The 23,391-nt window shown below is 63.4% G+C and carries 18 protein-coding genes; 11 read left to right on the top strand and 7 right to left on the bottom strand.

The window, feature by feature from the left end; translation table 11 throughout:
• Positions 1-22: 22 nt before the first annotated feature.
• The 6 genes from rsmA to LW136_RS19075 form a co-directional block, all read right to left on the bottom strand.
• Positions 23-817: a 16S rRNA (adenine(1518)-N(6)/adenine(1519)-N(6))-dimethyltransferase RsmA gene (gene rsmA / locus LW136_RS19100; RefSeq protein WP_014821680.1), complete on the bottom strand. Its 795-nt coding sequence runs from the start codon at positions 815-817 to the stop codon at positions 23-25.
• A gap of 113 nt (positions 818-930) precedes the next feature.
• Entirely contained in the window at positions 931-1,923 is a 993-nt protein-coding gene (pdxA, locus tag LW136_RS19095) for a 4-hydroxythreonine-4-phosphate dehydrogenase PdxA (RefSeq protein WP_041015144.1), read from the bottom strand.
• 111 nt (positions 1,924-2,034) lie between these two features.
• The gene (locus tag LW136_RS19090; protein ID WP_234173603.1) at positions 2,035-3,342 is read right to left on the bottom strand and encodes a peptidylprolyl isomerase; all 1,308 of its coding nucleotides are present in this window, start codon (positions 3,340-3,342) and stop codon (positions 2,035-2,037) included.
• A complete protein-coding gene (locus tag LW136_RS19085; protein ID WP_234173600.1) occupies positions 3,323-6,094 on the bottom strand; it encodes an LPS-assembly protein LptD in 2,772 nt (923 codons plus the stop codon). The genes LW136_RS19090 and LW136_RS19085 overlap by 20 nt, the downstream gene beginning before the upstream one ends.
• Positions 6,095-6,237: 143 nt before the next feature.
• Positions 6,238-7,944, bottom strand: coding sequence for a group II intron reverse transcriptase/maturase (gene ltrA, locus LW136_RS19080; RefSeq protein ID WP_023445886.1), 1,707 nt, complete (start codon positions 7,942-7,944; stop codon positions 6,238-6,240).
• Between the two features lie 116 nt (positions 7,945-8,060).
• A complete protein-coding gene (locus tag LW136_RS19075; RefSeq protein WP_023445885.1) occupies positions 8,061-8,216 on the bottom strand; it encodes a hypothetical protein in 156 nt (51 codons plus the stop codon).
• 1,076 nt (positions 8,217-9,292) lie between these two features.
• Here LW136_RS19075 and LW136_RS19070 point away from each other — a divergent pair.
• Genes LW136_RS19070 through LW136_RS19060 form a run of 3 tightly spaced genes read left to right on the top strand, consistent with a single transcriptional unit; the run spans position 9,293 to position 11,749 of the window.
• Positions 9,293-10,312 (top strand): aminoglycoside phosphotransferase family protein, encoded by a 1,020-nt coding sequence (locus LW136_RS19070; protein ID WP_234175283.1) that lies wholly within the window; start codon positions 9,293-9,295, stop codon positions 10,310-10,312.
• Positions 10,309-10,980, top strand: a complete 672-nt coding sequence (murU, locus tag LW136_RS19065) for an N-acetylmuramate alpha-1-phosphate uridylyltransferase MurU (protein WP_042924940.1) — start codon at positions 10,309-10,311, stop codon at positions 10,978-10,980. Before LW136_RS19070 ends, murU begins: the two co-directional genes overlap by 4 nt.
• Position 10,981: 1 nt before the next feature.
• Positions 10,982-11,749 carry a TerB family tellurite resistance protein gene (locus LW136_RS19060; protein WP_234173598.1) on the top strand — a complete coding sequence of 256 codons (768 nt, stop codon included), beginning with the start codon at positions 10,982-10,984 and terminating at the stop codon, positions 11,747-11,749.
• A gap of 7 nt (positions 11,750-11,756) precedes the next feature.
• Here LW136_RS19060 and LW136_RS19055 read toward each other — a convergent pair whose 3' ends face one another.
• Positions 11,757-12,782, bottom strand: a complete 1,026-nt coding sequence (locus LW136_RS19055; protein ID WP_234173595.1) for an alpha/beta hydrolase family protein — start codon at positions 12,780-12,782, stop codon at positions 11,757-11,759.
• A gap of 96 nt (positions 12,783-12,878) precedes the next feature.
• Here LW136_RS19055 and LW136_RS19050 point away from each other — a divergent pair, with 96 nt between their 5' ends.
• The 8 genes from LW136_RS19050 to gabT all read left to right on the top strand — a co-directional run bounded on the left by LW136_RS19050 (position 12,879) and on the right by gabT (position 23,386).
• On the top strand, positions 12,879-15,296 hold the full coding sequence (locus LW136_RS19050) for a PAS domain-containing sensor histidine kinase (protein ID WP_125862470.1): 2,418 nt from the start codon (positions 12,879-12,881) through the stop codon (positions 15,294-15,296).
• Positions 15,293-15,922 carry a response regulator gene (locus LW136_RS19045; protein ID WP_008568256.1) on the top strand — a complete coding sequence of 210 codons (630 nt, stop codon included), beginning with the start codon at positions 15,293-15,295 and terminating at the stop codon, positions 15,920-15,922. The genes LW136_RS19050 and LW136_RS19045 overlap by 4 nt, the downstream gene beginning before the upstream one ends.
• A 148-nt stretch (positions 15,923-16,070) precedes the next feature.
• Positions 16,071-17,180: an ABC transporter ATP-binding protein gene (locus LW136_RS19040; RefSeq protein ID WP_125862469.1), complete on the top strand. Its 1,110-nt coding sequence runs from the start codon at positions 16,071-16,073 to the stop codon at positions 17,178-17,180.
• Between the two features lie 48 nt (positions 17,181-17,228).
• The gene (locus tag LW136_RS19035; protein ID WP_234173593.1) at positions 17,229-18,260 is read left to right on the top strand and encodes an ABC transporter substrate-binding protein; all 1,032 of its coding nucleotides are present in this window, start codon (positions 17,229-17,231) and stop codon (positions 18,258-18,260) included.
• A gap of 63 nt (positions 18,261-18,323) precedes the next feature.
• Positions 18,324-19,577: an ABC transporter permease gene (locus LW136_RS19030; RefSeq protein ID WP_234173590.1), complete on the top strand. Its 1,254-nt coding sequence runs from the start codon at positions 18,324-18,326 to the stop codon at positions 19,575-19,577.
• A gap of 63 nt (positions 19,578-19,640) precedes the next feature.
• Positions 19,641-20,468 (top strand): ABC transporter permease, encoded by an 828-nt coding sequence (locus LW136_RS19025; RefSeq protein WP_058063699.1) that lies wholly within the window; start codon positions 19,641-19,643, stop codon positions 20,466-20,468.
• Between the two features lie 18 nt (positions 20,469-20,486).
• Complete coding sequence (gene gabD, locus LW136_RS19020; RefSeq protein WP_272878068.1) at positions 20,487-21,947, top strand: NADP-dependent succinate-semialdehyde dehydrogenase; 1,461 nt, start codon at positions 20,487-20,489, stop codon at positions 21,945-21,947.
• Positions 21,948-22,105: 158 nt separating this feature from the next.
• A complete protein-coding gene (gabT, locus tag LW136_RS19015) occupies positions 22,106-23,386 on the top strand; it encodes a 4-aminobutyrate--2-oxoglutarate transaminase (protein ID WP_234173586.1) in 1,281 nt (426 codons plus the stop codon).
• The last annotated feature ends 5 nt before the right edge of the window (positions 23,387-23,391 follow it).

Genomic DNA, 23,391 nt, shown 5'->3' with positions numbered 1-23,391 from the left:
AGGCAGGGTAGAGACCGAAGCCTCAGCTGCGTTCTGTCAGTTGGTCGGAAAGGCGAACGAAGGCCGCCAGATCCAGTTGTTCGGGTCGCAGGCTGCCATCCACATCCGCCGCTGCGATGGCGTCGGCGTCCAGCAGCCCCTTGAGGGTATTGCGCAAGGTCTTGCGCCGTTGGTTGAACGCCTCGCGCACTACGCGCTCCAGTTGATGGTGATCGCGCGCTGGATGCGGCAGCGTCTCATGTGGCACCAGGCGAACGATCGCCGAATCGACCTTTGGCGCCGGGTTGAACGCACCCGGACCGACGTTGAACAGGTGCTCTACCCGGCAGTGATACTGCACCATGATCGACAGTCGGCCCCAGTCGCCGCCGCCCGGCAGCGCGGCCAGGCGTTCGACCACTTCCTTCTGCAGCATGAAATGCATGTCGCGGATCAGGTGCGCGTGGTCGAGCAGGTGAAAGATCAGCGGGGTAGAGATGTTGTAGGGCAGGTTGCCGACGATTCGCAGGCTGTTCGGCTCTGCGCTGAGGCGACCGAAGTCGAACTTCAGCGCGTCGCCCTGGTGCAGATTGAAGTTCTCGCGCCCAGCGAATTTGCCCTGCAGGATGGGGATCAGGTCGAGGTCGAGCTCGACGACATCCAGATGCGCGCCGCTGTCGAGCAGTCCTTCGGTCAATGCACCCTGGCCTGGGCCGATCTCCACCAGTCGCTCACCCGGTTTGGCATGAATCGCCCGCAGGATGCGGTGAATGACGCCAGCGTCGTGCAGGAAGTTCTGGCCAAAGCGCTTGCGTGCGCGGTGCTGATAATCGGACATCGGGGCTCCAGGGCGCAGCTTGAAGCCTGAAGCTCAAAGCTGAAAACGAATAAGGCGCGTATTTTAGCAGGCGAGGGCGACAAGAAGATCGTTCGAGCCGCGTGGGGTGCGTGCTAGCTCTGGCTGCCGACCATCTGGTAGGCCGTTTCCAGTGCGACCCGCAGGCTGCCTGTGTCGATCTTGCCGCTGCCGGCCAGATCCAGCGCGGTGCCATGATCTACCGACGTGCGAACGATCGGCAGGCCCAGGGTCACGTTGACCGCGGCACCAAAACCCTTGTACTTGAGTACCGGCAGGCCCTGGTCGTGGTACATCGCCAGCACTGCGTCGCAGAACTCGAGATTTTTTGGGGTGAACAGCGTATCGGCTGGCAGCGGGCCGATCAGATCAAGCCCCTCGTCACGCAGCCTGGTCAGCACCGGCTCGATGATCTCGATTTCTTCGCGGCCCAGATGGCCGCCCTCACCCGCATGGGGGTTCAGGCCGCAGACAAGAATACGTGGTTGGGTAATGCCGAACTTGCTGACCAGATCGTGGTGCAGGATTCGCGTAACCCGCTCCAGGCGCTCCGCGGTAATCGCCGCGGCGACATCCTTGAGCGGCAGGTGGGTGGTGACCAGCGCGACACGCAATCCGTGCGTGGCCAGCATCATGACCACCTGCTCGGTGCGGGTCAGCTCGGCGAGAAACTCGGTATGGCCTGAAAAGGGGATGCCGGCCTCATTGATCACACCCTTGTGCACCGGCGCGGTGATCATGCCGGCGAAGCTGCCGTCGAGACACCCGTTTCCAGCTCGGGTCAGCGTTTCCAGTACGTAGTGGCCGTTGCGCGCGTCGAGCTGGCCCGCGATCACCGGTGCATCCAAGGGAGTATCCCAGACATACAGGCAGTTGGCCGGCGCCGGTTGGCTTGGCCAGCCATGTGGCCCGACTTCCCGCAGCTCAATCGTCAGCCCCAGTTGCGAGGCGCGCTCTGCCAGCAGCGAACAACTGGCGATGGCTACCAGGATCTGAGGCTGGGCCTCGCGCGCCAGCAGCAGGCACAAGTCCGGGCCGATGCCGGCCGGTTCGCCGGGGGTGAGAACGAAGGGGCGGGGAGCGGTCATCAGGCTTCTCTCTGCATGGCGTGTGGCGTTCAACCGCCTGAAATGAAAACGGGGTGGCGACCCTTCGGCCATCACCCCGCATTCCTGTTGCTTGTAGGTACAGCGTGAAGATTAGAGCTTGATCTCGACGTAGGCTTCGTCGCGGATCTGGCGTAACCACGCCTGCAGCTCTTCGTCGTACTTGCGGTTGCGCAGCAGGCTCAGCGCCTGTTGCTCGCGGAACTGCTCACTGGCATCGGTCGCACGGCGGCCGAGCACCTCGAGGACGTGCCAGCCGTAGGGCGACTTGAACACCGGGGACAATTCGCCGCTTGCCGTATTGGCCATGACTTCGCGGAACTCGGGCACCAGAGAGGCCGGGTCGATCCAGTTCAGGTCGCCGCCGTTGAGCGCCGAACCAGGGTCTTCGGAAAAGCTCTTGGCCAGCTCGGCGAAGTCTTCGCCAGCGCTGATGCGATCACGCAGGCGCTGCACCAGCAGGCGGGCCTCTTCTTCGCTACGGATTGCGCTGGGCTTGATCAGGATGTGGCGGACATGCACTTCGTCGCGCACCTGTGTTTCGCCTCCGCGCTTCTCCAGCAGCTTTACCATGATGAAGCCTGGCGGCGTGCGGACCGGTTCGGTGACCTCGCCAACCGACAGCTCGCGCACGGCGGTATCAAAGGGCGGTGGCAGCTGAGCCGCTTTGCGCCAGCCCATGTCGCCGCCTTCCAGCGCGTTCTCGCTACCGGAGCGCGCGACGGCTAGGCGAGCGAAGTCTGCACCTTGCTGAAGCTGCTGGTAGGTATCCATGGCGGTGCGTTCGGCGGCCTGGATGGTTGCGGAATCCGCAGCTTCTGGTACCGGAATGAGGATATTGGCCAGGTGGTATTCCTCGGACAACTGCAGCTTGCCGAGGTCGGAGGCCAGGAAGTTCTGCACTTCCTGGTTGGACACCTGAATGCGTTCCGCCACGCGACGCTGGCGCACGCGGCTGATGATCATCTCGCGGCGGATCTGTTCGCGGGCCGTCTCCAGACTCAGGCCGTCGCGTACCAGGGCTTCACGAAACTGCTCCGGCGACATGTTGTTGCGCTGGGCAATGGTGCCCATGGCCTGATTGAGTTCTTCATCGGAAATGCGGATGCCGGAGCGCTCACCTATCTGCAGCTGCAGGTTCTCGGTGATCAGGCGCTCCAGCACCTGCTGTTGCAGGACGTCCATGGGCGGCACATCGGCGCCGCGCTTGTCGATGGTCTGCTGAACTTCGCGAATACGCTGTTCGAGCTGGCTTTGCATGATGACGTCGTTATCGACGATAGCCACCACGCGGTCGAGGGGTTGAACCTGGGCGAGGGCTGCAGGCGCGAGGCTCGCGGCGCTCAGCAGCAGAGCGCCGAGCGCGAGCGGGCGCAGTACTTCAGAAAGCTTGATCTTCACGTTCACGGTAGCCTTGGATGCCTTCGTCGAGGAAAGTTTCGGTCGCATTGCCGACTACGCCGCCGAGCCCTTTGAGCACGATCTGCAGGAAGATGCCGTTATCCGGCTCGTCGTTGCGATCAGGGTTGAGGCTGGTCTCGTCGTAGTCGATCCAGTAGCGATTGATCAGGCGCAGTTTCCAGCAGCAGCTGTCGTACTCGAAGCCACCGAAGGCTTCCAGGGTACGGCTGCGGCTATAGTCGTGCTGCCAGCGGGCGATGACGCTCCATTGCGGGACGATCGGCCAGATGACGGAGAAGTCATGCTGGTTGATCTTGTAATAGTCCTTGATGTATTCCGGCGTGCCGGGGGTGCCGTAATCGCCACCATAGGTCCACTCGCCAGTTGCCTGGTCGAAACGGATTGCATCATTGCGATAGCGGTAGCCCAGGTTGATGATCTTGTTGGGGTTGTCTTCCGGCTGGTAATGCCACATAGCACTGCCCGAGCGAGTGCTGCTCGCATCCGGATCCCAGTTGAAAGTCGAGGTGAAGCGCCAGTCTCGGTTGTAGCGGTACATGTACTCCAGCGCGTAGGGCGACACGTCTGCCCTTGCATCCGCGCGGTCCGCAACGGTCATGCCCGGCAGCTGAACTTCACGATCCCGAAAGTAATAGCTCTGTCCGATGCTGAAGCGCTGGCGCTCGAAACCGTTGGGCTCGACCCAGCGGCTGGAGACGCCGAGTGAAACCTGATTCGCATCGCCGATCCGATCATTGCCAGAGAAGCGGTTCTCGCGCCACAGCGAGGAATAGCTGAAGCTACTTTCGCCGGTATCGAAAACCGGGATATTGTCTTGATCTTCCTCCGGCACGTACAGGTAGAACAGGCGCGGCTCGAGAGTCTGACGATAGTCCTTGCCGAACCACTGGGTGTCTCGGTCGAAGTACAGGCCGCTGTCGACGCTGAGGATCGGGACGCTGCGATCGGGCGAGCGTTTGAAATTGGTGACTCCGTCGAGTGCCGGATTACGCCCGCGAGCGTCCAGATCCAGATCGTATTGGGTATAAGCGTACTTCAGTGACGGGGTAATGAAGCCCCACGACCAGTTTAGCGGCAGGCTGACGCCCGGCTCGAGATGTATGCGCTCGCCCTCGGCGCGCGTCAGGCCACGCAGGCGATCGTCGTACCACTGCTCTGGGTTGCCGTCTTCGTTGATGAAGTTGCCGTCGCGCAGGCTGCGTTGGAAGCTGACGAACTCGGTCTTGTAGGCGAAGTTCAGACCGCCTGGCTGGAACGGCAGGCGTCCATCCAGGGTTAGCTGCGGCAGTCGCTCATACGGGGTGATGTCGGCGACGGTGGCGCGCTCATAGGCGTGCATGTTGAGGCGTGCGGTATAGGTATTGCCGCGGTAGGTAAGCGTACCGCGCTGATCGAGGTGATCCGGCTGATCGATATCCAGATTAGTGTCCAGATCCTGGAAGTAGTACGGATCGCTGAGATCGGTGTAGTCCACTTCGGCGAGCCAGCGCGAGTCCAGCCCGGTACGGTTCTGCCAGCTGTACATCCAACGCTGGTCTTCGTACTCGGACTGCAGTTCGCGGTCGTCGTTGCTGTCGTCCAGGTAAGCCGCGCCGAACTGGCCCTCGCTGCTGCGGGTCAGGTAGCGGAACTCGCCTTCCATCAGCAGGCCGCGGTCGGTCATCAGGTGCGGATACAGCGTCGCGTCGAAGTTCGGCGCCAGGTTGAAGTAATAGGGCGTCTGCAGCGAGAGGCCGGTATCGCTGGACGAGCCGATGCTCGGCGCGAGAAAGCCCGACTGGCGACGGTCGTCGATGGGGAAATGGATGTAGGGTGTGTAGAACACCGGAACATCCTTGACCCGCAGCGTGACGTTGGTGGCCGAGCCGAAGCCCGTGGCCGGGTTCAGCGTGACGTTGTTGCCTTGCAGGTGCCAGCTGTTTTCGCCGGGCTCGCAGCTGGTGTAGGTACCGTCCTTGAGGCGAATGATCGCGGTTTCTTCACGCTTGGCGTATTGCGCGCTGCCACGCACCTTGCCGGAATGCACGACGTACTCGGCGTTTTCCACCTTGGCTTCGCCGCTGTCGAGGAAGATCTCGGCGCGGTCGCCGACCAGCAATGCATCGCGGTCGCGGAAGCGCACATTGCCGGTCAGCTCGCCGCGATTTTCCAGCTGGTGCAGGCTGGCTTCGTCCGCCTCGACCTGAATGCTGCCCTGACGCAGCAACACGTCACCGGCGAGGGTGGCGACTTCCTGTTCCTGCTCGTAGCGGGTGGCTTTGGCCGACACATAGGTCGGCGCTTCGCTCATCGGGGTGGTGTCGAACTTGCCGGGACGGTCGGGCTCGACATAGGTACCGGCGCAGTAAGGACCAGTTTCGGCGAGCTGAGCCGGGGTCAGCTGCTCGCGCGGAACCCAGTCGAGATGGCTGTAATCGGCGCTGCGAGAGGCGAGGGCGCGGCCCTTGCTTTCGGTGACCAGCTTGGTCGTCGCCGTTGGCGCTTGCGCCTTGCTGCTCGTCGACTTGGCGGTGCTCGATGTGCTCACGGTGCTGCCGCTGTGTACCGGGCGCGGTGGCAGGGTCTGACTGGCTTCATTGGACGCGCAGTTCCAGCCGCCGGAGGCGTCGGGCTGGCAGGCGAACTGTTCGGCTGCGAAGACAAAAGGTACAGCTACCGGTTGCAATGCAAGCAGACCGCCAGTAACCAGTAGAGGGAATTTTTTACGAAACGCGGGGTATTTGACTGCCATCTTGTTTTTTGGTCCGTGCTTGCGGCGAGCCATCGGCCGGCTGGGCCGCACGCCTCTCGATGGGCTGAGAGTCGGGTGGGAGCCGGCCATTGCTGGCCAACTCCCCCCTAAGAACCGTACGTGCGCCTTTCAGCGCATACGGCTCAAGCCTTTAACAAAGCCCCCGAGAGGGCCGGCTTACTCACTGTCAGGCCACGTATGTGGAGTTGTGTATGACAAATTGGGTGCAATAGTACCCGGTTATCCAGGGAGTCTCTACCACCTTGTGAGCGGTAGATAATGTGGTGGTCATGCCAACCTGTTTCCCTGGTAATCGGTTGATTGCACAGCAGACACAGTCCTTTTTGACTCTGGAACAGGCTGGCAACTTGAGTCCGGTACTTCAGCTTTTTCAGCATCCGCTCCGTCCGCAGTTTTTCGCCCATTTCTTCCATGGAGGGATCGAAGGGGTTGTACTCCCCGCTCACCTTCTTGTGTCGTTCGATTGGCGTACCCGCAAGCGAGTACAGCGCAATTTCCCGTGTTGCCCCACCTCCTTCCGTTACCGTGGTGGCGAACACCCAATTTCTGTCGCCAGTGGTGCTGAAATACCGCTTTTGCACCCATTCCAGCGATTTGTTCGGGTGCCGCCGTTTCGCCCAACGCCAGAGTTTGAGGAGCACTTTGCTGTCCATGCGGCTGTACGCCTGTTTGGCAACTACGGGCTGGTGATATAGCGCCCAGCCTCGCAGCATCGGGTTCAGCGCTCGGATTAGATCCTCCTGCCTTGCTGTTTTGCTGCTCTCGATAACTCCCTTGACCTTGCTGTAAAACGCCTTGACGTTCTTCTTGCTGGGCTTGATCAGGAGCTTCCCTTGATACTTGCGGAAGCTCCATCCCAGGAAGTCGAAGCCTTGGTCGATATGGACGATCTGCGTCTTCTCAGGTGACAACCGCAGCCCGCGTACCGCCAGGAACTGCTCTACCCAAGGTTTGACCTCGTTTTCCAGTACCTCCGGGGAGGTACCTGTAATCACAAAATCATCTGCGTATCGCACCACATTGACTTTCAGCTTCTTGGCCCTTGTCACGCTCAGGTGCTGCTTGAGCTGTGATTCCAGGCCATCGAGTGCCATGTTTGCCAAAGTTGGCGAGATGATCCCGCCTTGTGGCGTACCAGCGTCCGTTGCCTGTAGCTGGCCCTTGTGTACTACACCAGCCTTCAACCACTTCCTTAAAACCGCCTTGTCCGTCGGGACGTTGGCGATCAGCCAGTCATGGTTGATGTGGTCGAAGCATCCTTGTATATCCGCCTCCAATACCCATTGGGCCGAAGCCTTCTTGGATAGGCAGACGAACAACTGCCCCATTGCATCTGCCGTAGAGCGCTCGATCCTGAAGCCGTAGCTGTTCGGATCACCCGCGGTTTCCGAAATGGGCGCCAGCGCCAGCAGATACAGCGCCTGCATGGCCCTGTCGGTCATGGTCGGGATACCCAGAGGGCGCTCCTTCCCATTCGACTTCGGAATGAACACGCGCCGTAAAGGCCGTGGCTGATATCCGTGCCGCTTCAACCCTTGAGCCGCTTTCCATTTCGCGTGGGGTGTATCCCAGAGCACGCGGTCGACTCCCGCCGTGCGCTTGCCCTGGTTTTCAGTGACTCGTCGTACGGCCAAGTATCTGGCCGACTTCGAGCGGGTCAGCATCCTTTGCAGGGTTTTCACCTTGCGCCATCTGCCTTCCCGACAAGCCTTCGCAATCCGTATCTGCATTCCTCGGACATTCCGCTGCACACGACACCAGTCGATGTCGTGCCATTGCTGCGGGGTGTCGGAAAACGCAGACTCGGCCGGCTGGCTGAGTTCTTTCATGCTGCTTTCCTCTCAGGTAGAACCCGAGCGGAAACGCACTGCCCCCGTTCGGGAACAATGGTCCCGAACGGGGTTGATGATGGCTACGGCAAACCCTGGAGGGCTTGCGGGTGCTCCTAGCGCTTTCTATCCAGAGAAGAGCTGGCCTCGTTGCCGCGCACTTGGCGCTGCCACTCGGCTTTTACTTCCTGAATCGCACCCAGGAGCGGCGCGAAGTAGATGGCCGGAGCCTGCCTTGCGGCCGCGAGAATCTCACGAGCAAAAGCGTTCATCCGTTTTCTCCTTGCGTTTCCCCTATCCCGTGAAGGGATACGAGCCTGGTGGGCTTGCCACCTATTTGAGTGAGGTCAGTCAGACGTCATGCGACGAAAGACCATGCAGAAGTCTGCCCGGTTTCCCGTGGGGTGATGTTCGAACCCCTATCCGAACCATTACAGCCCGGCATTCGCTTTTTCTGCAATCCCATACCCGCACCGCCAACAGTTCGCCTTACGGCTCCCCTGCCACAAGGGCAGCAATACGGGCTTACCACGTTCCCTGCTTGTCACACGACTGGGTTAGGGCCTGCCTTTTCGCCGGAGGTCATGATGGCGACGTATCCCCACATCCCACGGAGATAACCGACCTCGTACCTTTTGGTTCATGCCTGACAGCAGCTTGGGCATGGTTATCCTTACGACGTTTATCAGCAGTTCACTTGTGTTGCCCATACCAGCCAGCCTAGCGCCTCAACCCGGTACTGCTCCGAGCATCTGCAACACTGCCTCGCAGCGAGTGCGCACCCATAATGGGGGCTACATTGTCGGGAAAGCTTCATACCCCACCGTTACCAGTGACGCATGTTTCCCTAGGCTACCGTTGGTCGCACAACGAGTCCGCTACCATCCCGTGCCGGCGATGGTTGGACAATGACAAGCAGAGCTTTCGCTCTGTGCTTAGGACAAGTACCTCTGGTGTCTCTCGACAAGGGTGATGGCCAACAAGCCATTGCCAGAGGTGACTTCTCGCCCTGAGGCGAGAATGTCGCCTCAGGGCTATGGAGTGTTTGAGCAAGCCGGCGGTTACCGGATTGTCTTTTCGATGGGCTTCGATCGAACTCGCCGGACGGCAAATTCGAGACGCTCCTTTCCCTGCACGGGGAATTCGCATCCCCGCATGCGGGTCTTTATAAGCCTGAACGAGGCCAGATACTTGTGCTGTTTCGTAGATTTAAACCCTATATTTCAAAGGCTTAGGTTCTGCTGGCACAGCTGCCTACCAAGCACAACACGAACCATGCCGTGTCGCACAAGATGCAGGATAATAAAGCATGACCCGCCTATCGGCTAGCGCCGTGGAGACCCCCTGGATGCCGCATCAAGATCAACGTCTGCTGGACCTTAGCGCCTGGCTGGAACAGCAATTACCCGAAGTCTTCGCCCGTTGCGGCTGGGGCGAAGTGCCGGCGGCGCAGCTCACTGCGGCCAGCAGCGATGCCAGCTTCCGCCGTTACTTCCGCTGGCAGGGTGGCGAGCGCAGCCTGATCGTGATGGACGCACCGCCGCCCCAGGAAGACTGCCGACCCTTCGTCAAGGTCGCGCAGATGCTGGATCAAGCCGGCGTCCATGTGCCGCAGATACTGGCCTCCGATCTTGAGCGCGGCTTCCTGCTGCTGACCGATCTGGGCCGCCAGACCTATCTGGATGTCATCGATCAGAGCAATGCCGAGCAGCTGTTCGAGGATGCCGTGGAGGCCTTGCTCAAGTTCCAGCTGCATCCGGTGGCGCAGCCGATGCCGGCATACGACGAAGCGTTGCTGCGTCGCGAATTGCAGCTGTTCCCCGAGTGGTATGTGCAGCGCCATCTCGGCCATACGTTAACTGAAGCACAGCAGGCTGCGTGGGAGCGTATCTGTCGGCAACTGATCGACTCGGCGCTGGCGCAGCCACGGGTGCTGGTGCATCGCGACTACATGCCGCGCAATCTGATGATCAGCGAGCCGAACCCTGGTGTACTGGATTTTCAGGACGCGGTGCTCGGCCCGGTTAGCTACGACATCACCTCGCTGTTCAAGGATGCCTTTCTCAGCTGGCCAGAAGCGCAGGTGCGGGCCTGGCTCGAAGGCTACTGGCACAAGGCGCGCGCTGCTGGTGTGACGCTGCCCGAATCGCTCGACGAGTTCCTGCGTGCCAGTGACCTGATGGGACTGCAGCGCCACCTCAAGGTGATCGGCATTTTCGCGCGAATCTGCCATCGCGACGGCAAGCCGCGTTACCTCGCTGACGTGCCGCGCTTCTTTGCCTATATCGAGGCCGTGCTGGCGCGCAGACCGGAGCTGGCCGAGTTGCAGCAACTGCTGGCAGAGCTGCCGCAGGCACCGCACGCATGAAGGCGATGATTCTGGCCGCCGGCAAGGGCGAGCGGCTGCGCCCGCTGACGCTGCACACGCCGAAGCCGCTGGTTCGCGCCGCCGGCGTGCCGCTGATCGAGTACCACGTTCGTGCCCTGACGGCCGCGGGTTTCGAGGAACTGGTGATCAACCACGCCTGGCTCGGCCAGCAGATCGAAGACTATCTGGGCGACGGCAGCCGTTTCGGCGTGACCATCCGCTATTCGGCCGAGAGTGAACCCCTGGAAACCGGCGGCGGGATTCACCGGGCGTTGGGGCTGCTCGGCGATGAGCCGTTCCTGGTGGTCAACGGCGATATCTGGACCGACTACGATTTCGCCCGGCTGAGACGGCCGCTTCACGGGCTCGCGCATCTGGTGCTGGTGAACAATCCCCCGCACCACCCCCAGGGTGATTTCAGCCTGGGCGAATCGGCCGTCACGGAGCCCGAGGTCAATGGTGACGCGCTGACCTACAGTGGCATTTCCGTTTTGCATCCTGCGCTGTTCGAAGGCTGCCAGCCGGGTGCGTTCAAGCTGGCGCCGTTGTTGCGCCGCGCCATGGCAGATGGGCAGGTGTCCGGCGAGTGCTTTGGCGGGGCCTGGATCGACGTGGGTACCCATGAGCGTCTGGCGGAAGTCGAGCATCTACTGGAGGCGCGACGCTGACATGTTCTGGCCCATCACGCTGTTGGGGCTGCTGATCGGCTGGTTGCTGGCCAGCATTCCGGGGGCTTTGCTCGGCGGTCTGCTGGGTCAGGTGCTCGATCGTCGTCTGGGACTCGATTCCTGGACCAGCCTGCGTGCGCGCCTGGCCGGCAAGCCGGTGCTGCAAGGCCGGGATTTGCTGTTCTTTCTGTTGGGGCGTCTGGCCAAGAGTGGCGGTCGCGTGAGTCCGGCGCATATCCAGGCCGCACGTGACGAGATGCGCCGGCAGGGGCTCGATGCCACCGCGCAGCAGCAGGCCATCGCCGCCTTCAACCGCGGCAAGTCGAGCGGTGACGGCCTGCGCGATACCCTGCAACGGCTGCGCAGCCAGCGCGAGGAAAGCCGCCGCCTGATCCAGGCCTGCTGGCGCATGGCACGTGCGCAGGGAAGCATGGGCGCACGCGAGCACGAGCTGGTGCTGCTCTGGGGCAAGTGGCTGGGTTGGGATGCTGCCGAGGTGGCCGCGCTCGATCCGGGCGCGACCCGACGCAAGGAGGCGCCGGCCGGTCGGGGTGGTGCTTACGAGCAGGCCATGCAGCTGCTGGGTGTGCGTCCGGATACCGACCCGCAGCTGATCAAGCGCGCTTATCGGCGCCTGCTGAGCAAGCACCATCCGGACAAGCAGGCGGGGGCTGGTGCGAATGCCGCCCAGGTGCGCGACGCAACCGAGCGCACCCGCGAGTTGCACAGTGCCTATGCATTGATTCGCGAGCGCCGCGGCTTTCGCTGAGCGGGCGTCACTGTGGCGGCTTGCGCTCCAGCCAGCCCCGCACGCGACGCACCAGTTGTTCCTGTTCGGTATTGCGGTCACCGGTCAGACCTGGCAGTGCGACCAGGCGGTAGTCCGGGTGCCCAGCACGGCGCGCTGCATTGCGCCGCTGCAGTGCCTGCTGATTTGCGGCTGCTCCGGTGCCCGTATAGAAGTCGCCGATGGCGGCGGGTAGCGTTGCGAGATAGCTCTCCAGCGGCTGTTCCCCCTGCAACGGTGCGCGTGGGTCGATCACCACCAGTTGCCCAACATCCTTTGGCTGAAGCTGTGCCAGGTACTGGCTCGCCCAGTAGGCGCCGGTGCCATGGCCGATCAGAACAATCGTCGACGCCTGCAGTGTGCGCGCATGCTCGATGGCAGCATCCAGGCGCGCCAGCATGCGCTCGGCATGAGTTGGTGGCGGCGTGTCCTGCTCGGCTTGTGGCGGCGTCGATTCGTCGTTGTCCGTGGCTGCCGTCTGCTCAGGCAGGTAGCCCGCCGAAGTGGTTTGCGCCGCGGCCGGCTGGGTATCGGTGGCGTCAGGCTCAGCGTTTTCTTCCGTTTCGGACTTTTCTTCCGCAGCCGGGGCTTCTGGCGCTGGCGGGCGCGGGCCAGGGCTAAGCGCCGGATCAGCGGGTGTCAGGCTGAGGGTATGCCAGCCATGTTCGGGAAGGCCGCGCCGGAGCGGGCCGATTGCGCGTGGCCAATCGGCGGTCTCGCCTTCGCTCGGCATAATGACGAGCACGCCGCGGGCCTTCGCAGTATTGGCCGGGTGCCAGAGCGCGAGGAATTTGTCTTCGTCGCCGAGCTGCAGCTGGGCGGTGGCCTCAAGCTGTCGTTGCAGCCCTGCGGCCAGCGCCTCGCTACGAGTTTGTGGCGATGGTCGTGGCGTTGCTGCTGGCTCCTCCGCCGGTGCTTCCTGAGGCGCCTCCGGTTCCTGCGCCGCTGCGATGTACGGCACGCCGCCGCCAAGCGTGACGCCGAACAAAAGCACGAAAGCAGACAAACGACGCATGGATTGTCTCCGCTATGGATGCCGGTACCACGCTGGCGCCGGCAGGGGTTATGCATTACAACAGCGTGTCGGCACGCCCATCAATTGCGTGAATATATGCTCGCCTTATCCCTGCGTTTCGTTCTTCTCATCAGCCTGGCGCTGCCTTTCGCGGCTGGCGCCGTGACGCTCGACGCCGACAGTCGTGCCTGGCTGGAGCAGCATCCGGAGTGGCGCGTCGGGGTGGTGATGGGCGCGCCCTACGCCGAGTATGACCAGCGCCAGCGGCGCCTGTCAGGCTTTCATGTGCAGCTGATGGAGCATCTGGCGGACGACCTCGGGGTGCGCCTGCAATGGCGCCGCTTCAGTGACGAGGCTGCGCTGGAGAAGGCCGCCCGCGAAGGCCTGATCGATGTGGCACCGGGCCTGCGGCAGACGCCGGCCGGTTTGCGGCTATGGCGCTACAGCGATCCCTTTCTGCGCATCCCGCGCTTGCTCGTTGGAGACCGTGGCGGTCCACGCGCCATCGACCTGGAGTATCTGCATCCGAGCGAACTGGTTTCCGCCGTTGGGCCGGGACCAGTCACCGAGTTCCTTGCCAGCAACTATCCCAATATCACCGTGCTGACGGCGACCAGCCAAGCCGATGCGCTGCGTCAGGTGCTGGAGGCGAAGGCCAGCTATGCCGTGATCGATGAGCCGGTGTTTGCGCGCCTGTCGCAGCAGGTGGAGTACGACTCGCTGGCGGTGGTCGGCGATCTGGGCAACCCGCAGCTGCTGCGTATCGCTTCACTGCGTGACAGCGCCGAACTCGCGACCGTGCTCGATACGGCGCTGCGGCAATTTCCGGCGCGGGAATTCAGTCAGTTGCAAGAACAGTGGCTCAAGACCCGCAGCATTGATCTGGGCCGCGAGATCAGCTACTGGCGCAGTCTCAGCTTGCTGCTCGGCGTTCTGCTGCTGGCCTGCCTGCTGATGCTCGCCTGGCAGCGGCGCCAGCATGGAGTGCTGGAAAGCCGGCTGAAGACCGCCCGCCGCGACATCGAGCTGCGCGAGGCGGCCGAAGAAGCGCAGCGTTTGACGCAGTTTTGTCTCGATCACAGCACCGTCGGCATCCTCTGGCTCAACTGGGACAGTCGCGTGCGCTACGCCAACCAGGCCGCCGAGATGTTGCTCGGGCATGCCTCCGGCGGATTGCTGGATCAGCCACTGGAAACATTCGATCCGGCGCTGGGCATGGATGCATGGCTGGCGCGCTGGCGCGCTGCCCGCACGGGCGAAGATGATCGCCAGGTGCACGAATGCGAGTGGCAGCGCGCCGACGGCCAGCGCTTTCCGGCGGCGGTCACCTACAGCTTTCTGCGCTTCGGCAGTCGTGAGTATCTGGTGGTGTTTCTTGCCGATATCACCGAGCGCCGTCGCGCCAGCGCTCAGCTGCAGGAGAGCGAGGCGCGGCTTAAGGCCATGGCCGGCAACGTGCCGGGGCTGGTGTTCCGCCTGGAGCGCGACGGGCCGCAGGCCCCGGTGCGCGTCGCCTACATCAGTGAGGCCAGCCAGCGCCTGGTGGGCTATTCCGCCGAGCGCCTGTTGCAGCCGGGGCAGGGTATCCGCAGCCTGGTGCACGCCGACGACGAGGCCGGCTACTGGGCCAGTCAGCAGCTGGCATTGGAGAAAAGTCAGGACTGGCGCTGGCAGGGGCGCATTCTCAATCGCGATGGCGAGGTGCGCTGGGCCGACATCCGTGCCTCCGTGCGCGGCCAGCCGGATGGCCGCCAGGTATGGGACGGCATCGTCTGGGATATCACCGACAACAAGCGCATCGAGCTGGAGCTGGATGCTTCGCGGGCGCAGCTGCGTCAGCTAGCCGCGCACCTGGAGACGGTGCGCGAGGAAGAGAAGGCGCATATCGCCCGCGAGGTGCACGACGAGCTGGGCCAGGTGCTGACCGTACTCAAGCTGGAAACCTCGATGTGCGAGCTGGGCTTCGCCGACCTCGACCCGGCCCTGGCGCAGCGGCTGGAAAGCATGAAGCGGCTGATCGCCCAGCTGTTCCAGCGGGTGCGCGATGTCGCCACCGCGCTGCGCCCGCCGATTCTCGATGCCGGCATTGCCTCGGCGGTGGAATGGCAGGCGCGGCGCTTCGAGGAGCGCAGCGGCGTGGCCTGCCTGGTCGAGGTGCCGGAATGTCCGCCACTGCTGGGCAACGCCAAGGCCATCGGCCTGTTCCGCATTCTTCAGGAGTCGCTGACCAACGTGATGCGGCACGCCCAGGCGCAGACGGTCAGCGTGCAGTTACTCCTCGAAGGCAACATGCTCTGTCTGCGCGTCAGCGACGACGGTTGCGGTTTTCCTGTGGCCGCGCGCGGCGCCGGCAGTTCGTTCGGCCTGGTCGGCATGCGCGAGCGGGTGCAGATGCTCGGCGGGCAACTGATAATCGACAGCCAGCCCGGCGAGGGCACCACCATCACGGCGCGGGTTCCACTCGATCCGGTGCCACTTCCATCAGCCGCAAGCACTGGAGCATTGCCGTCATGATCAGGGTCATGGTCGCCGAAGATCACACCATCGTCCGCGAGGGCATCAAGCAGCTGATCGGCATGGCGCGTGACATGCAGGTGGTCGGCGAGGCCGCCAATGGCCAGCAGTTGCTCGATCAGCTGCGCCAGATCAGTTGCGACGTGGTGCTGCTGGATATCTCCATGCCTGGCGTCAACGGCCTCGAGGCGATACCGCGAATCCGCGCGTTGAGCCAGCCGCCGGCGGTGCTGGTGCTGTCGATGCACGACGAGGCGCAGATGGCGGCGCGGGCGCTGAAGATCGGCGCGGCGGGTTACGCGACCAAGGACAGCGAGCCGGCGCTGCTGCTCACCGCTCTGCGCAAGGTCGCCGGTGGCGGGCGCTACATCGACCCGGCGCTGGCTGATCGCATGGTCTTCGAGGTCGGCCTGACCGATTCGCGTCCACCCCATGCGCTGCTTTCCGAACGCGAATACTCGGTGTTCGAACGGCTGGTGCAGGGCGACTCTGTAAACGACATCGCCGGCAAGCTGGCGCTCAGCAGCAAGACCATCAGCACCCACAAGGCCCGCCTGATGCAGAAGCTGGCGGCGCATTCGGTGGCCGATCTGGTGCGCTACGCCATGGAACACAAGCTGGTCTGAGCACCAGCCACCGACCCGCCGTGTAGGGCGTTCCCTACACGCGACTCTCCCTCACGCCTAGGCCAATCGCTCCGCTGTACCGATTTTTCCACCGCCGCTGCGCTTCTACGCTGTGACCACGGTTCAACGGTTACGCAGGTGCAGCAGCATGGTCGAGTCAACGGCGAACGATATCCTGGTGAGCTTTCGCGGCATCCAGAAGAGCTATGACGGTGAGTCGCTGATCGTCAGGGATCTCAATCTGGACATCCGCCGCGGAGAATTCCTCACCCTGCTCGGGCCGTCTGGCTCGGGCAAAACCACCAGCCTGATGATGCTGGCTGGCTTCGAAACGCCCACGGCGGGGGAAATCCTCCTCGATGGCCGGGCGATCAACAACGTGCCACCGCACAAGCGCGACATGGGCATGGTGTTCCAGAACTACGCGCTGTTCCCGCACATGACGGTTTCGGAAAACCTGGCGTTTCCGCTCAGCGTGCGCGGCATGGCCAAGCCGGACATCAAGGAGCGGGTCAAGCGCGCCCTGGCGATGGTCCAGCTGGAGGGCTTTCGCAACCGCTATCCGGCGCAGCTCTCCGGCGGCCAGCAACAGCGCGTGGCATTGGCCCGCGCGCTGGTGTTCGAGCCGCAGCTGGTGCTGATGGACGAACCCCTGGGCGCGCTGGACAAGCAGTTGCGCGAGCAGATGCAGATGGAGATCAAGCATCTGCACGAACGCCTCGGCGTCACCGTGGTGTACGTCACCCACGATCAGGGCGAGGCGCTGACCATGTCTGATCGGGTGGCGGTGTTCCATCAGGGCCAGATCCAGCAGATCGAAGACCCGCGCACGCTCTACGAAAAGCCGGTGAACACCTTCGTCGCCAACTTCCTAGGCGAGAACAACCGCCTGCCGGCGCATCTGCTCGACCGTCGTGGCGATAGCTGCACGGTCAAGCTCGGCCGCGGCGAAACCGTCGAGGCGCTGGCGGTCAACGTCGGCGCGACGGGGTCGCCGGTCAGCCTGTCGATCCGCCCGGAGCGGGTGCTGCTCAACGGCGCCAGTGCCAACTGCCCGAACCGCTTCACCGGGCGCGTTGCCGAGTTCATCTACCTCGGCGACCACATCCGCATCCGTCTCGAGGTATGCGGGGTCAGCGATTTCTTCGTCAAGCAGCCGATCGCCGAGTTCGACAGCGCCCTGCAGGTCGGCGACGTGGTCCCGATCGGCTGGCATGTCGAGCACGTTCGTGCGCTCGACCCGCTGCAAGCGGCCTGAGGCGATGCCTGGAAAAACCCACACAACTGCATCAAGGAGCGAACTGGTATGAGCAACTACCTGAAACTGTCCGCGCTGGCGCTCGGACTCGTCTGTGCCGGACACGCGGCTGCCGAGAATCTCACCGCGGTGAGCTTCGGCGGCGCCAACAAGCAGGCCCAAGTCAAGGCCTTCTACGAGCCGTGGGACGCGGCGGGGCACGGCCGCATCATCGCCGGCGAGTACAACGGCGAAATGGCCAAGGTCAAGGCAATGGTCGACACCAACAGCGTGTCGTGGAACCTGGTGGAAGTGGAGTCACCGGAACTGTCTCGCGGCTGCGATGAAGGGCTGTTCGAGGAACTCGACCCGGGCATCGTCGGCAATCCGGATGATTTCGTCGAAGGTACGATCCAGCCCTGCGGCGTCGGTTTCTTCGTCTGGTCGACGGTGCTCGCCTACAACGCCGACAAGCTCAAGAGCGCGCCGGCCAGCTGGGCGGATTTCTGGGATACCGAGAAATTTCCCGGAAAGCGCGGCCTGCGCAAGGGCGCCAAGTACACCCTTGAGTTCGCACTAATGGCCGACGGTGTGCCGGTCAAGGACGTCTACAAGGTGCTGGCCACCAAGGACGGACAGAACCGCGCCTTCAGAAAGCTCGATCAGCTCAAGCCGCACATCCAGTGGTGGGAAGCCGGTGCGCAGCCGCCGCAGTTTCTCGCCTCCGGCGACGTGGTGATGAGCAGCGCCTACAACGGCCGCATCGCCGCCGTGCAGAACGAGAGCAATCTGCAGATCGTCTGGAGTGGCGGCATCTATGACTTCGATTCCTGGGCCATCCCCAAGGGCGCCAAGAGCCAGGAGCAGGCACGCAAGTTCATCGCCTTCACGGTCGAGCCGCAGCAGCAGAAGGCTTATTCCGAGAACATCGCCTACGGCCCGGCGAACACCCAGGCCGTGTCGTTGCTGGATCAGAAGCGCCTGGCGCAGATGCCAACCGCACCGGAAAACATCGCCGATCAGGTGGCGATGGATGTGACCTTCTGGGCTGACTACGGCGAGCAGCTGGAACAGCGCTTCAACGCCTGGGCAGCACGCTGACCTGAGCGCCCCGCCGCATTGGCGGGGCCGGTCCCAGCTATCGGAACGAATCGCGGAGTCTTCATGGCCACAGCAATATCCCTGCCGGCGAACGAGATCGCCGAGTCCAATCTGAAACAGCGTCTGGCACGGGCCGAACGGGTGAACAAGCTCAAGTCGCAGGCGCTGATCCTGCCGCTGCTGCTGTTCGTGCTGCTGACCTTTCTGGTACCCATCGCCTCGCTGCTCTGGCGCAGCGTCGAGAACCCCGAGGTGGTGAACACGCTGCCACGCACGCTGGCGGCGCTGGCCGAATGGGATGGTCGTGGCTTGCCAGCCGAGCCTGCCTATCAGGCGCTGGCCGAGGATCTGTATCAGGCGCGCCGTGAACAGAGCCTGGGCGATCTGTCCAAGCGGTTGAACATGGAGCTCGCGGGCTATCGCAGCCTGCTGACCAAGACTGCGCGGGCGATGCCGTTTCGCGAGACACCAGCCTCTTATCAGGAGGCACTGGAAGCCCTCGACGAGCGCTGGGGCGATCCGGCGTTCTGGCAGGTGATCCAGCGCAACGACAGTGCGGTGACCGGCTACTACCTGCTGGCGGCGCTGGATCACCGCATCGACGAGCTGGGCGAGCTGGCCAAGGTCTCGCCGGACCAGGCGGTGTATCTGGACATCTTCGCCCGCACCTTCTGGATGGGGCTGGTGATCACCTCGATCTGCCTGCTCTTGGCCTACCCGCTGGCGTATCTCCTGGCCAACCTGCCGGCGCGGCAGAGCAACCTGCTGATGATCCTGGTGCTGCTGCCATTCTGGACCTCGATTCTGGTGCGTGTGGCGGCGTGGATCGTGCTGCTGCAGTCCGGCGGCCTCATTAATGGTGCGTTGCTGAAGATGGGTCTGATCGACGAGCCGCTGCAGCTGGTGTTCAACCGCACCGGCGTGTACATCGCCATGGTGCACATCCTGCTGCCGTTCATGATCCTGCCGATCTACAGCGTGATGAAGAACATCTCGCCGAGCTACATGCGCGCCGCGGTGTCGCTGGGCTGTCATCCGTTCGCCAGCTTCTGGCGGGTGTACTTCCCGCAGACGCTGGCCGGCGTCGGTGCCGGTTGCCTGTTGGTGTTCATCATCTCGATCGGCTACTACATCACCCCGGCGCTGCTCGGCAGCCCGAACGACCAGATGGTCAGCTACTTCGTCGCCTTCTACACCAACACCACCATCAACTGGGGCATGGCCACGGCGTTGGGCGGCCTGCTGCTGCTCGCCACCATGCTGCTGTACGTCATCTACAGCTGGCTGGTTGGTGCCAGTCGCCTGCGGCTGGGTTGAGATGACGCACGTCGCGGCGCGGCCGCCTTTTCAGAGTCTTCATGCCGGGCAGGAGAACCTTTCATGCTGAGCCCCTATATGTCGCCCGTCGAACGGGCCTGGTACTACGCGCTGCGCATCCTCTGCGCGCTGGTGCTGCTGTTTCTGATCGTGCCGGTACTGGTCATCGTGCCGCTGTCGTTCAATTCCGGCTCGTTCCTCGTCTATCCCTTGCAGGGCTTTTCCATGCGTTGGTACGAGGCGCTGTTCAGCTCGGCCGACTGGATGCGCTCGCTGAAGAACAGCATGCTCATCGCGCCCGCCGCGACCTTTCTTGCCGTGGTGCTCGGCACCCTGGCGGCGGTCGGCCTGACCCGCGCGGAATTTCGCGGCAAGGCGCTGCTGATGACGGTGCTGATCTCGCCGATGGTAGTGCCGGTGGTGATCATCGGTGTCGCCAGCTACCTGTTCTTTGCCCCGCTGGGCATGGGCAACAGCTACCTGTCGCTGATCCTGGTGCACGCGGTGCTCGGCGTGCCCTTCGTGATCATCACGGTCTCCGCGACGCTGCAGGGCTTCAACTACAACCTGGTGCGTGCTGCGGCCAGCCTCGGCGCATCACCGCTGACCGCGTTCTTCCGGGTGACACTGCCGCTGATCGCGCCGGGGGTAATTTCCGGCGCGCTGTTCGCCTTCGCCACCTCGTTCGATGAAGTGGTGGTGACGCTGTTTCTCGCCGGACCGGAGCAGATCACCCTGCCACGGCAGATGTTCAGCGGCATACGGGAAAACCTCAGCCCGACCATCGCCGCCGCGGCGACGCTGCTGATCGGCTTCTCCATCGCCCTGCTGCTGACTCTGGAGTGGCTGCGTGGCCGTGCCGAGAAGCTGCGCACTCAACAACCTGCCTGACGGAATACGCACATGACTCTGCAACTTGGGCAACCCGATCTGTTGCGCCAAACCGCCTATCTCAACGGTGAGTGGTGCGAGGCCGACAGTGGCGCGCGCACCGAGATCTTCAATCCGGCCACCGGCGAGCTGATCGGCGCCGTGCCGAACATGGGCCGCGACGAGGCTCGCCGCGCCATCGAAGCCGCGCAGGCAGCCCAACCGGCCTGGCGCGCGCTGACCGCGAAGGAGCGCGCGGCGCGCCTGCGGCGCTGGTACGAGCTGATGCTGGAGAACCAGGAAGACCTGGCGCGGATCATGACCGCCGAACAGGGCAAGCCGTTGGCCGAGGCGCGGGGCGAGGTAGCCTACGCCGCATCCTTCCTCGAATGGTTCGCCGAGGAGGGCAAGCGCCTCTACGGCGATGTGATTCCTGCCCACGCCGGCGACAAGCGCATCCTGGTGCAGAAGGAGCCGGTCGGCGTCACCGCGGCGATCACGCCGTGGAATTTTCCCAGCGCCATGATCACCCGCAAGGCCGGTCCGGCGCTGGCCGCCGGCTGTGCCATGGTGCTCAAGCCGGCACCGCAGACACCGTTCTCGGCACTGGCGCTGGCCGCGCTGGCCGAGCGTGCGGGCATTCCGGCGGGACTGTTCAGCGTGATCACCGCCGATGCCGCCACGTCCCGTGAGGTGGGTGCCGAACTCTGTGAAAACCCTATCGTGCGCAAGCTCTCGTTCACCGGCTCGACGGCGGTGGGAGTCAAGCTGATGCAGCAGTGCGCGCCGACGCTGAAGAAGCTCTCGCTGGAGCTGGGCGGCAACGCGCCCTTCATCGTCTTCGACGACGCCGACCTGGATGCGGCGGTCGAGGGCGCGATGATCTCCAAGTACCGCAACGCCGGGCAGACTTGCGTCTGTGCCAACCGTATCTACGTGCAGGACGGCATCTACGAAGCCTTCGTCGACAAGCTTTCCGCGGCGGTGGCGCGGCTGAAGGTCGGCAACGGTGCGGAGGAGGGCGTGACCACCGGTCCGCTGATCGATGCCGCGGCGGTGGCCAAGGTGCAGCGCCATCTGCAGGACGCGCTGGACAAGGGCGCCACCCTGCTGACCGGCGGCAAACCCCATGCGCTGGGCGGCAACTTCTTCGAGCCGACGCTGGTGGGTGGCGTCACCGCCGAGATGGTCGTGGCGCGCGAGGAAACCTTCGGTCCGCTGGCGCCGCTGTTCCGCTTCCGCGACGAGGACGAGGTGATCCGCCAGGCCAACGACACCGAGTTCGGCCTCGCCGCCTATTTCTACGCCCGCGACCTGAGCCGGGTGTTCCGCGTCGCCGAGGCATTGGAGTACGGCATGGTCGGCATCAACACCGGGGTGATCTCCACCGAGGTGGCGCCGTTCGGCGGCATGAAGGCATCCGGCCTCGGCCGTGAAGGCTCGAAGTACGGCCTGGATGAATACGTGGAAATCAAATACCTGTGCCTGGGCGGCATCTGACGCCAGCGGCCTAAAACAGGCGTGCAAAATAATGCACGGAGTTTTACTGTAATTCGAACGCTTTGGATGGCGCGGCAGTCGATCATCGTATGCTGCCGCGCCCGCTTCCTGGCGTTCTTTCCGACCCGCGCCGACGATGAGCGGCTACCGAGGAGCTTATGAGCAAGACCAACGAATCCCTTATGCAACGCCGTGTCGCCGCCGTTCCCCGTGGCGTCGGCCAGATCCATCCGATATTTGCCGATCACGCGAAGAACAGCAGCGTGGTCGACGTCGAAGGCCGCGAGTTCATCGATTTCGCCGGTGGCATCGCCGTGCTGAATACCGGTCACCTGCACCCGAAAATCATCAAGGCGGTCGAGGACCAGCTGCACAAGCTGACCCACACCTGCTTCCAAGTGCTGGCCTACGAGCCCTACGTCGAGCTGTGCGAGAAGATCAACGCGCGGGTGCCGGGTGATTTCGCCAAGAAAACCCTGCTGGTCACCACCGGCTCCGAGGCGGTGGAAAACGCGGTGAAGATTGCCCGCGCCGCCACCGGGCGTGCCGGCGTGATCGCCTTCACCGGCGCCTACCATGGCCGCACCATGATGACCCTCGGGCTGACCGGCAAGGTCGCTCCGTACTCGGCCGGCATGGGCCTGATGCCCGGCGGCATCTTCCGTGCGCTGTATCCCTGCGCCATTCATGGCGTCAGCGTCGATGACTCGATCGCCAGCATCGAACGCATCTTCAAGAACGACGCCGAGCCACGCGACATCGCGGCGATCATCATCGAGCCGGTGCAGGGCGAGGGCGGCTTCAACGTCGCGCCGAAGGATTTCATGGCTCGCCTGCGCGCACTGTGCGACGAACACGGCATCCTGCTGATCGCCGACGAGGTGCAGACCGGCGCCGGGCGTACCGGCACCTTCTTCGCCATGGAACAGATGGGTGTGGTCGCCGACCTGACCACCTTCGCCAAGTCTGTTGGCGGTGGTTTCCCGATTGCCGGCGTGTGCGGCAAAGCCGAGATCATGGATGCCATTGCGCCCGGCGGGCTGGGCGGCACCTACGCAGGCAATCCGCTGTCCTGTGCAGCCGCGCTGGCGGTGTTGGAAGTCTTCGAGGAAGAGAAGCTGCTCGACCGCTGCAAGGCGGTAGCCGAGAGGCTGACCACGGGCCTCAAGGCAATCCAGACCAAGCACAAGGAGATCGGCGAGGTGCGCGGTTTGGGTGCGATGATCGCAATCGAGCTGTTCGAGGACGGCGATCATGCGCGGCCGGCTGCCGCCCTGACCTCGCAGATCGTCGCCCGTGCGCGGGACAAGGGCCTGATCCTGCTGTCCTGCGGCACCTACTACAACGTGCTTCGTGTGCTGGTGCCGCTGACTGCCGAGGACGAGCTGCTCGACCGCGGATTGGCGATCATCGCAGAGTGCTTCGACGAGCTGACCTGATCCGA

Source organism: Stutzerimonas kunmingensis (genome assembly GCF_021432085.1).
In the GTDB taxonomy this organism is placed as follows: Bacteria; Pseudomonadota; Gammaproteobacteria; order Pseudomonadales; family Pseudomonadaceae; genus Stutzerimonas.
This window is presented reverse-complemented; position numbering and strand designations above follow the sequence as displayed.

Bases quoted from the DNA above. Each gene is read 5' to 3' on its own strand.
- ltrA (WP_023445886.1), bottom strand. From the start codon at position 7,944: ATGAAAGAACTCAGCCAGCCGGCCGAGTCTGCGTTTTCCGACACCCCG.
- LW136_RS19050 (WP_125862470.1), top strand. From the start codon at position 12,879: ATGCTCGCCTTATCCCTGCGTTTCGTTCTTCTCATCAGCCTGGCGCTG.
- LW136_RS19035 (WP_234173593.1), top strand. From the start codon at position 17,229: ATGAGCAACTACCTGAAACTGTCCGCGCTGGCGCTCGGACTCGTCTGT.
- LW136_RS19055 (WP_234173595.1), bottom strand. From the start codon at position 12,782: ATGCGTCGTTTGTCTGCTTTCGTGCTTTTGTTCGGCGTCACGCTTGGC.
- LW136_RS19030 (WP_234173590.1), top strand. From the start codon at position 18,324: ATGGCCACAGCAATATCCCTGCCGGCGAACGAGATCGCCGAGTCCAAT.
- LW136_RS19045 (WP_008568256.1), top strand. From the start codon at position 15,293: ATGATCAGGGTCATGGTCGCCGAAGATCACACCATCGTCCGCGAGGGC.
- LW136_RS19075 (WP_023445885.1), bottom strand. From the start codon at position 8,216: ATGAACGCTTTTGCTCGTGAGATTCTCGCGGCCGCAAGGCAGGCTCCG.
- gabT (WP_234173586.1), top strand. From the start codon at position 22,106: ATGAGCAAGACCAACGAATCCCTTATGCAACGCCGTGTCGCCGCCGTT.
- LW136_RS19085 (WP_234173600.1), bottom strand. From the start codon at position 6,094: ATGGCAGTCAAATACCCCGCGTTTCGTAAAAAATTCCCTCTACTGGTT.
- LW136_RS19040 (WP_125862469.1), top strand. From the start codon at position 16,071: ATGGTCGAGTCAACGGCGAACGATATCCTGGTGAGCTTTCGCGGCATC.
- murU (WP_042924940.1), top strand. From the start codon at position 10,309: ATGAAGGCGATGATTCTGGCCGCCGGCAAGGGCGAGCGGCTGCGCCCG.
- LW136_RS19060 (WP_234173598.1), top strand. From the start codon at position 10,982: ATGTTCTGGCCCATCACGCTGTTGGGGCTGCTGATCGGCTGGTTGCTG.
- rsmA (WP_014821680.1), bottom strand. From the start codon at position 817: ATGTCCGATTATCAGCACCGCGCACGCAAGCGCTTTGGCCAGAACTTC.
- LW136_RS19025 (WP_058063699.1), top strand. From the start codon at position 19,641: ATGCTGAGCCCCTATATGTCGCCCGTCGAACGGGCCTGGTACTACGCG.
- pdxA (WP_041015144.1), bottom strand. From the start codon at position 1,923: ATGACCGCTCCCCGCCCCTTCGTTCTCACCCCCGGCGAACCGGCCGGC.
- LW136_RS19070 (WP_234175283.1), top strand. From the start codon at position 9,293: ATGCCGCATCAAGATCAACGTCTGCTGGACCTTAGCGCCTGGCTGGAA.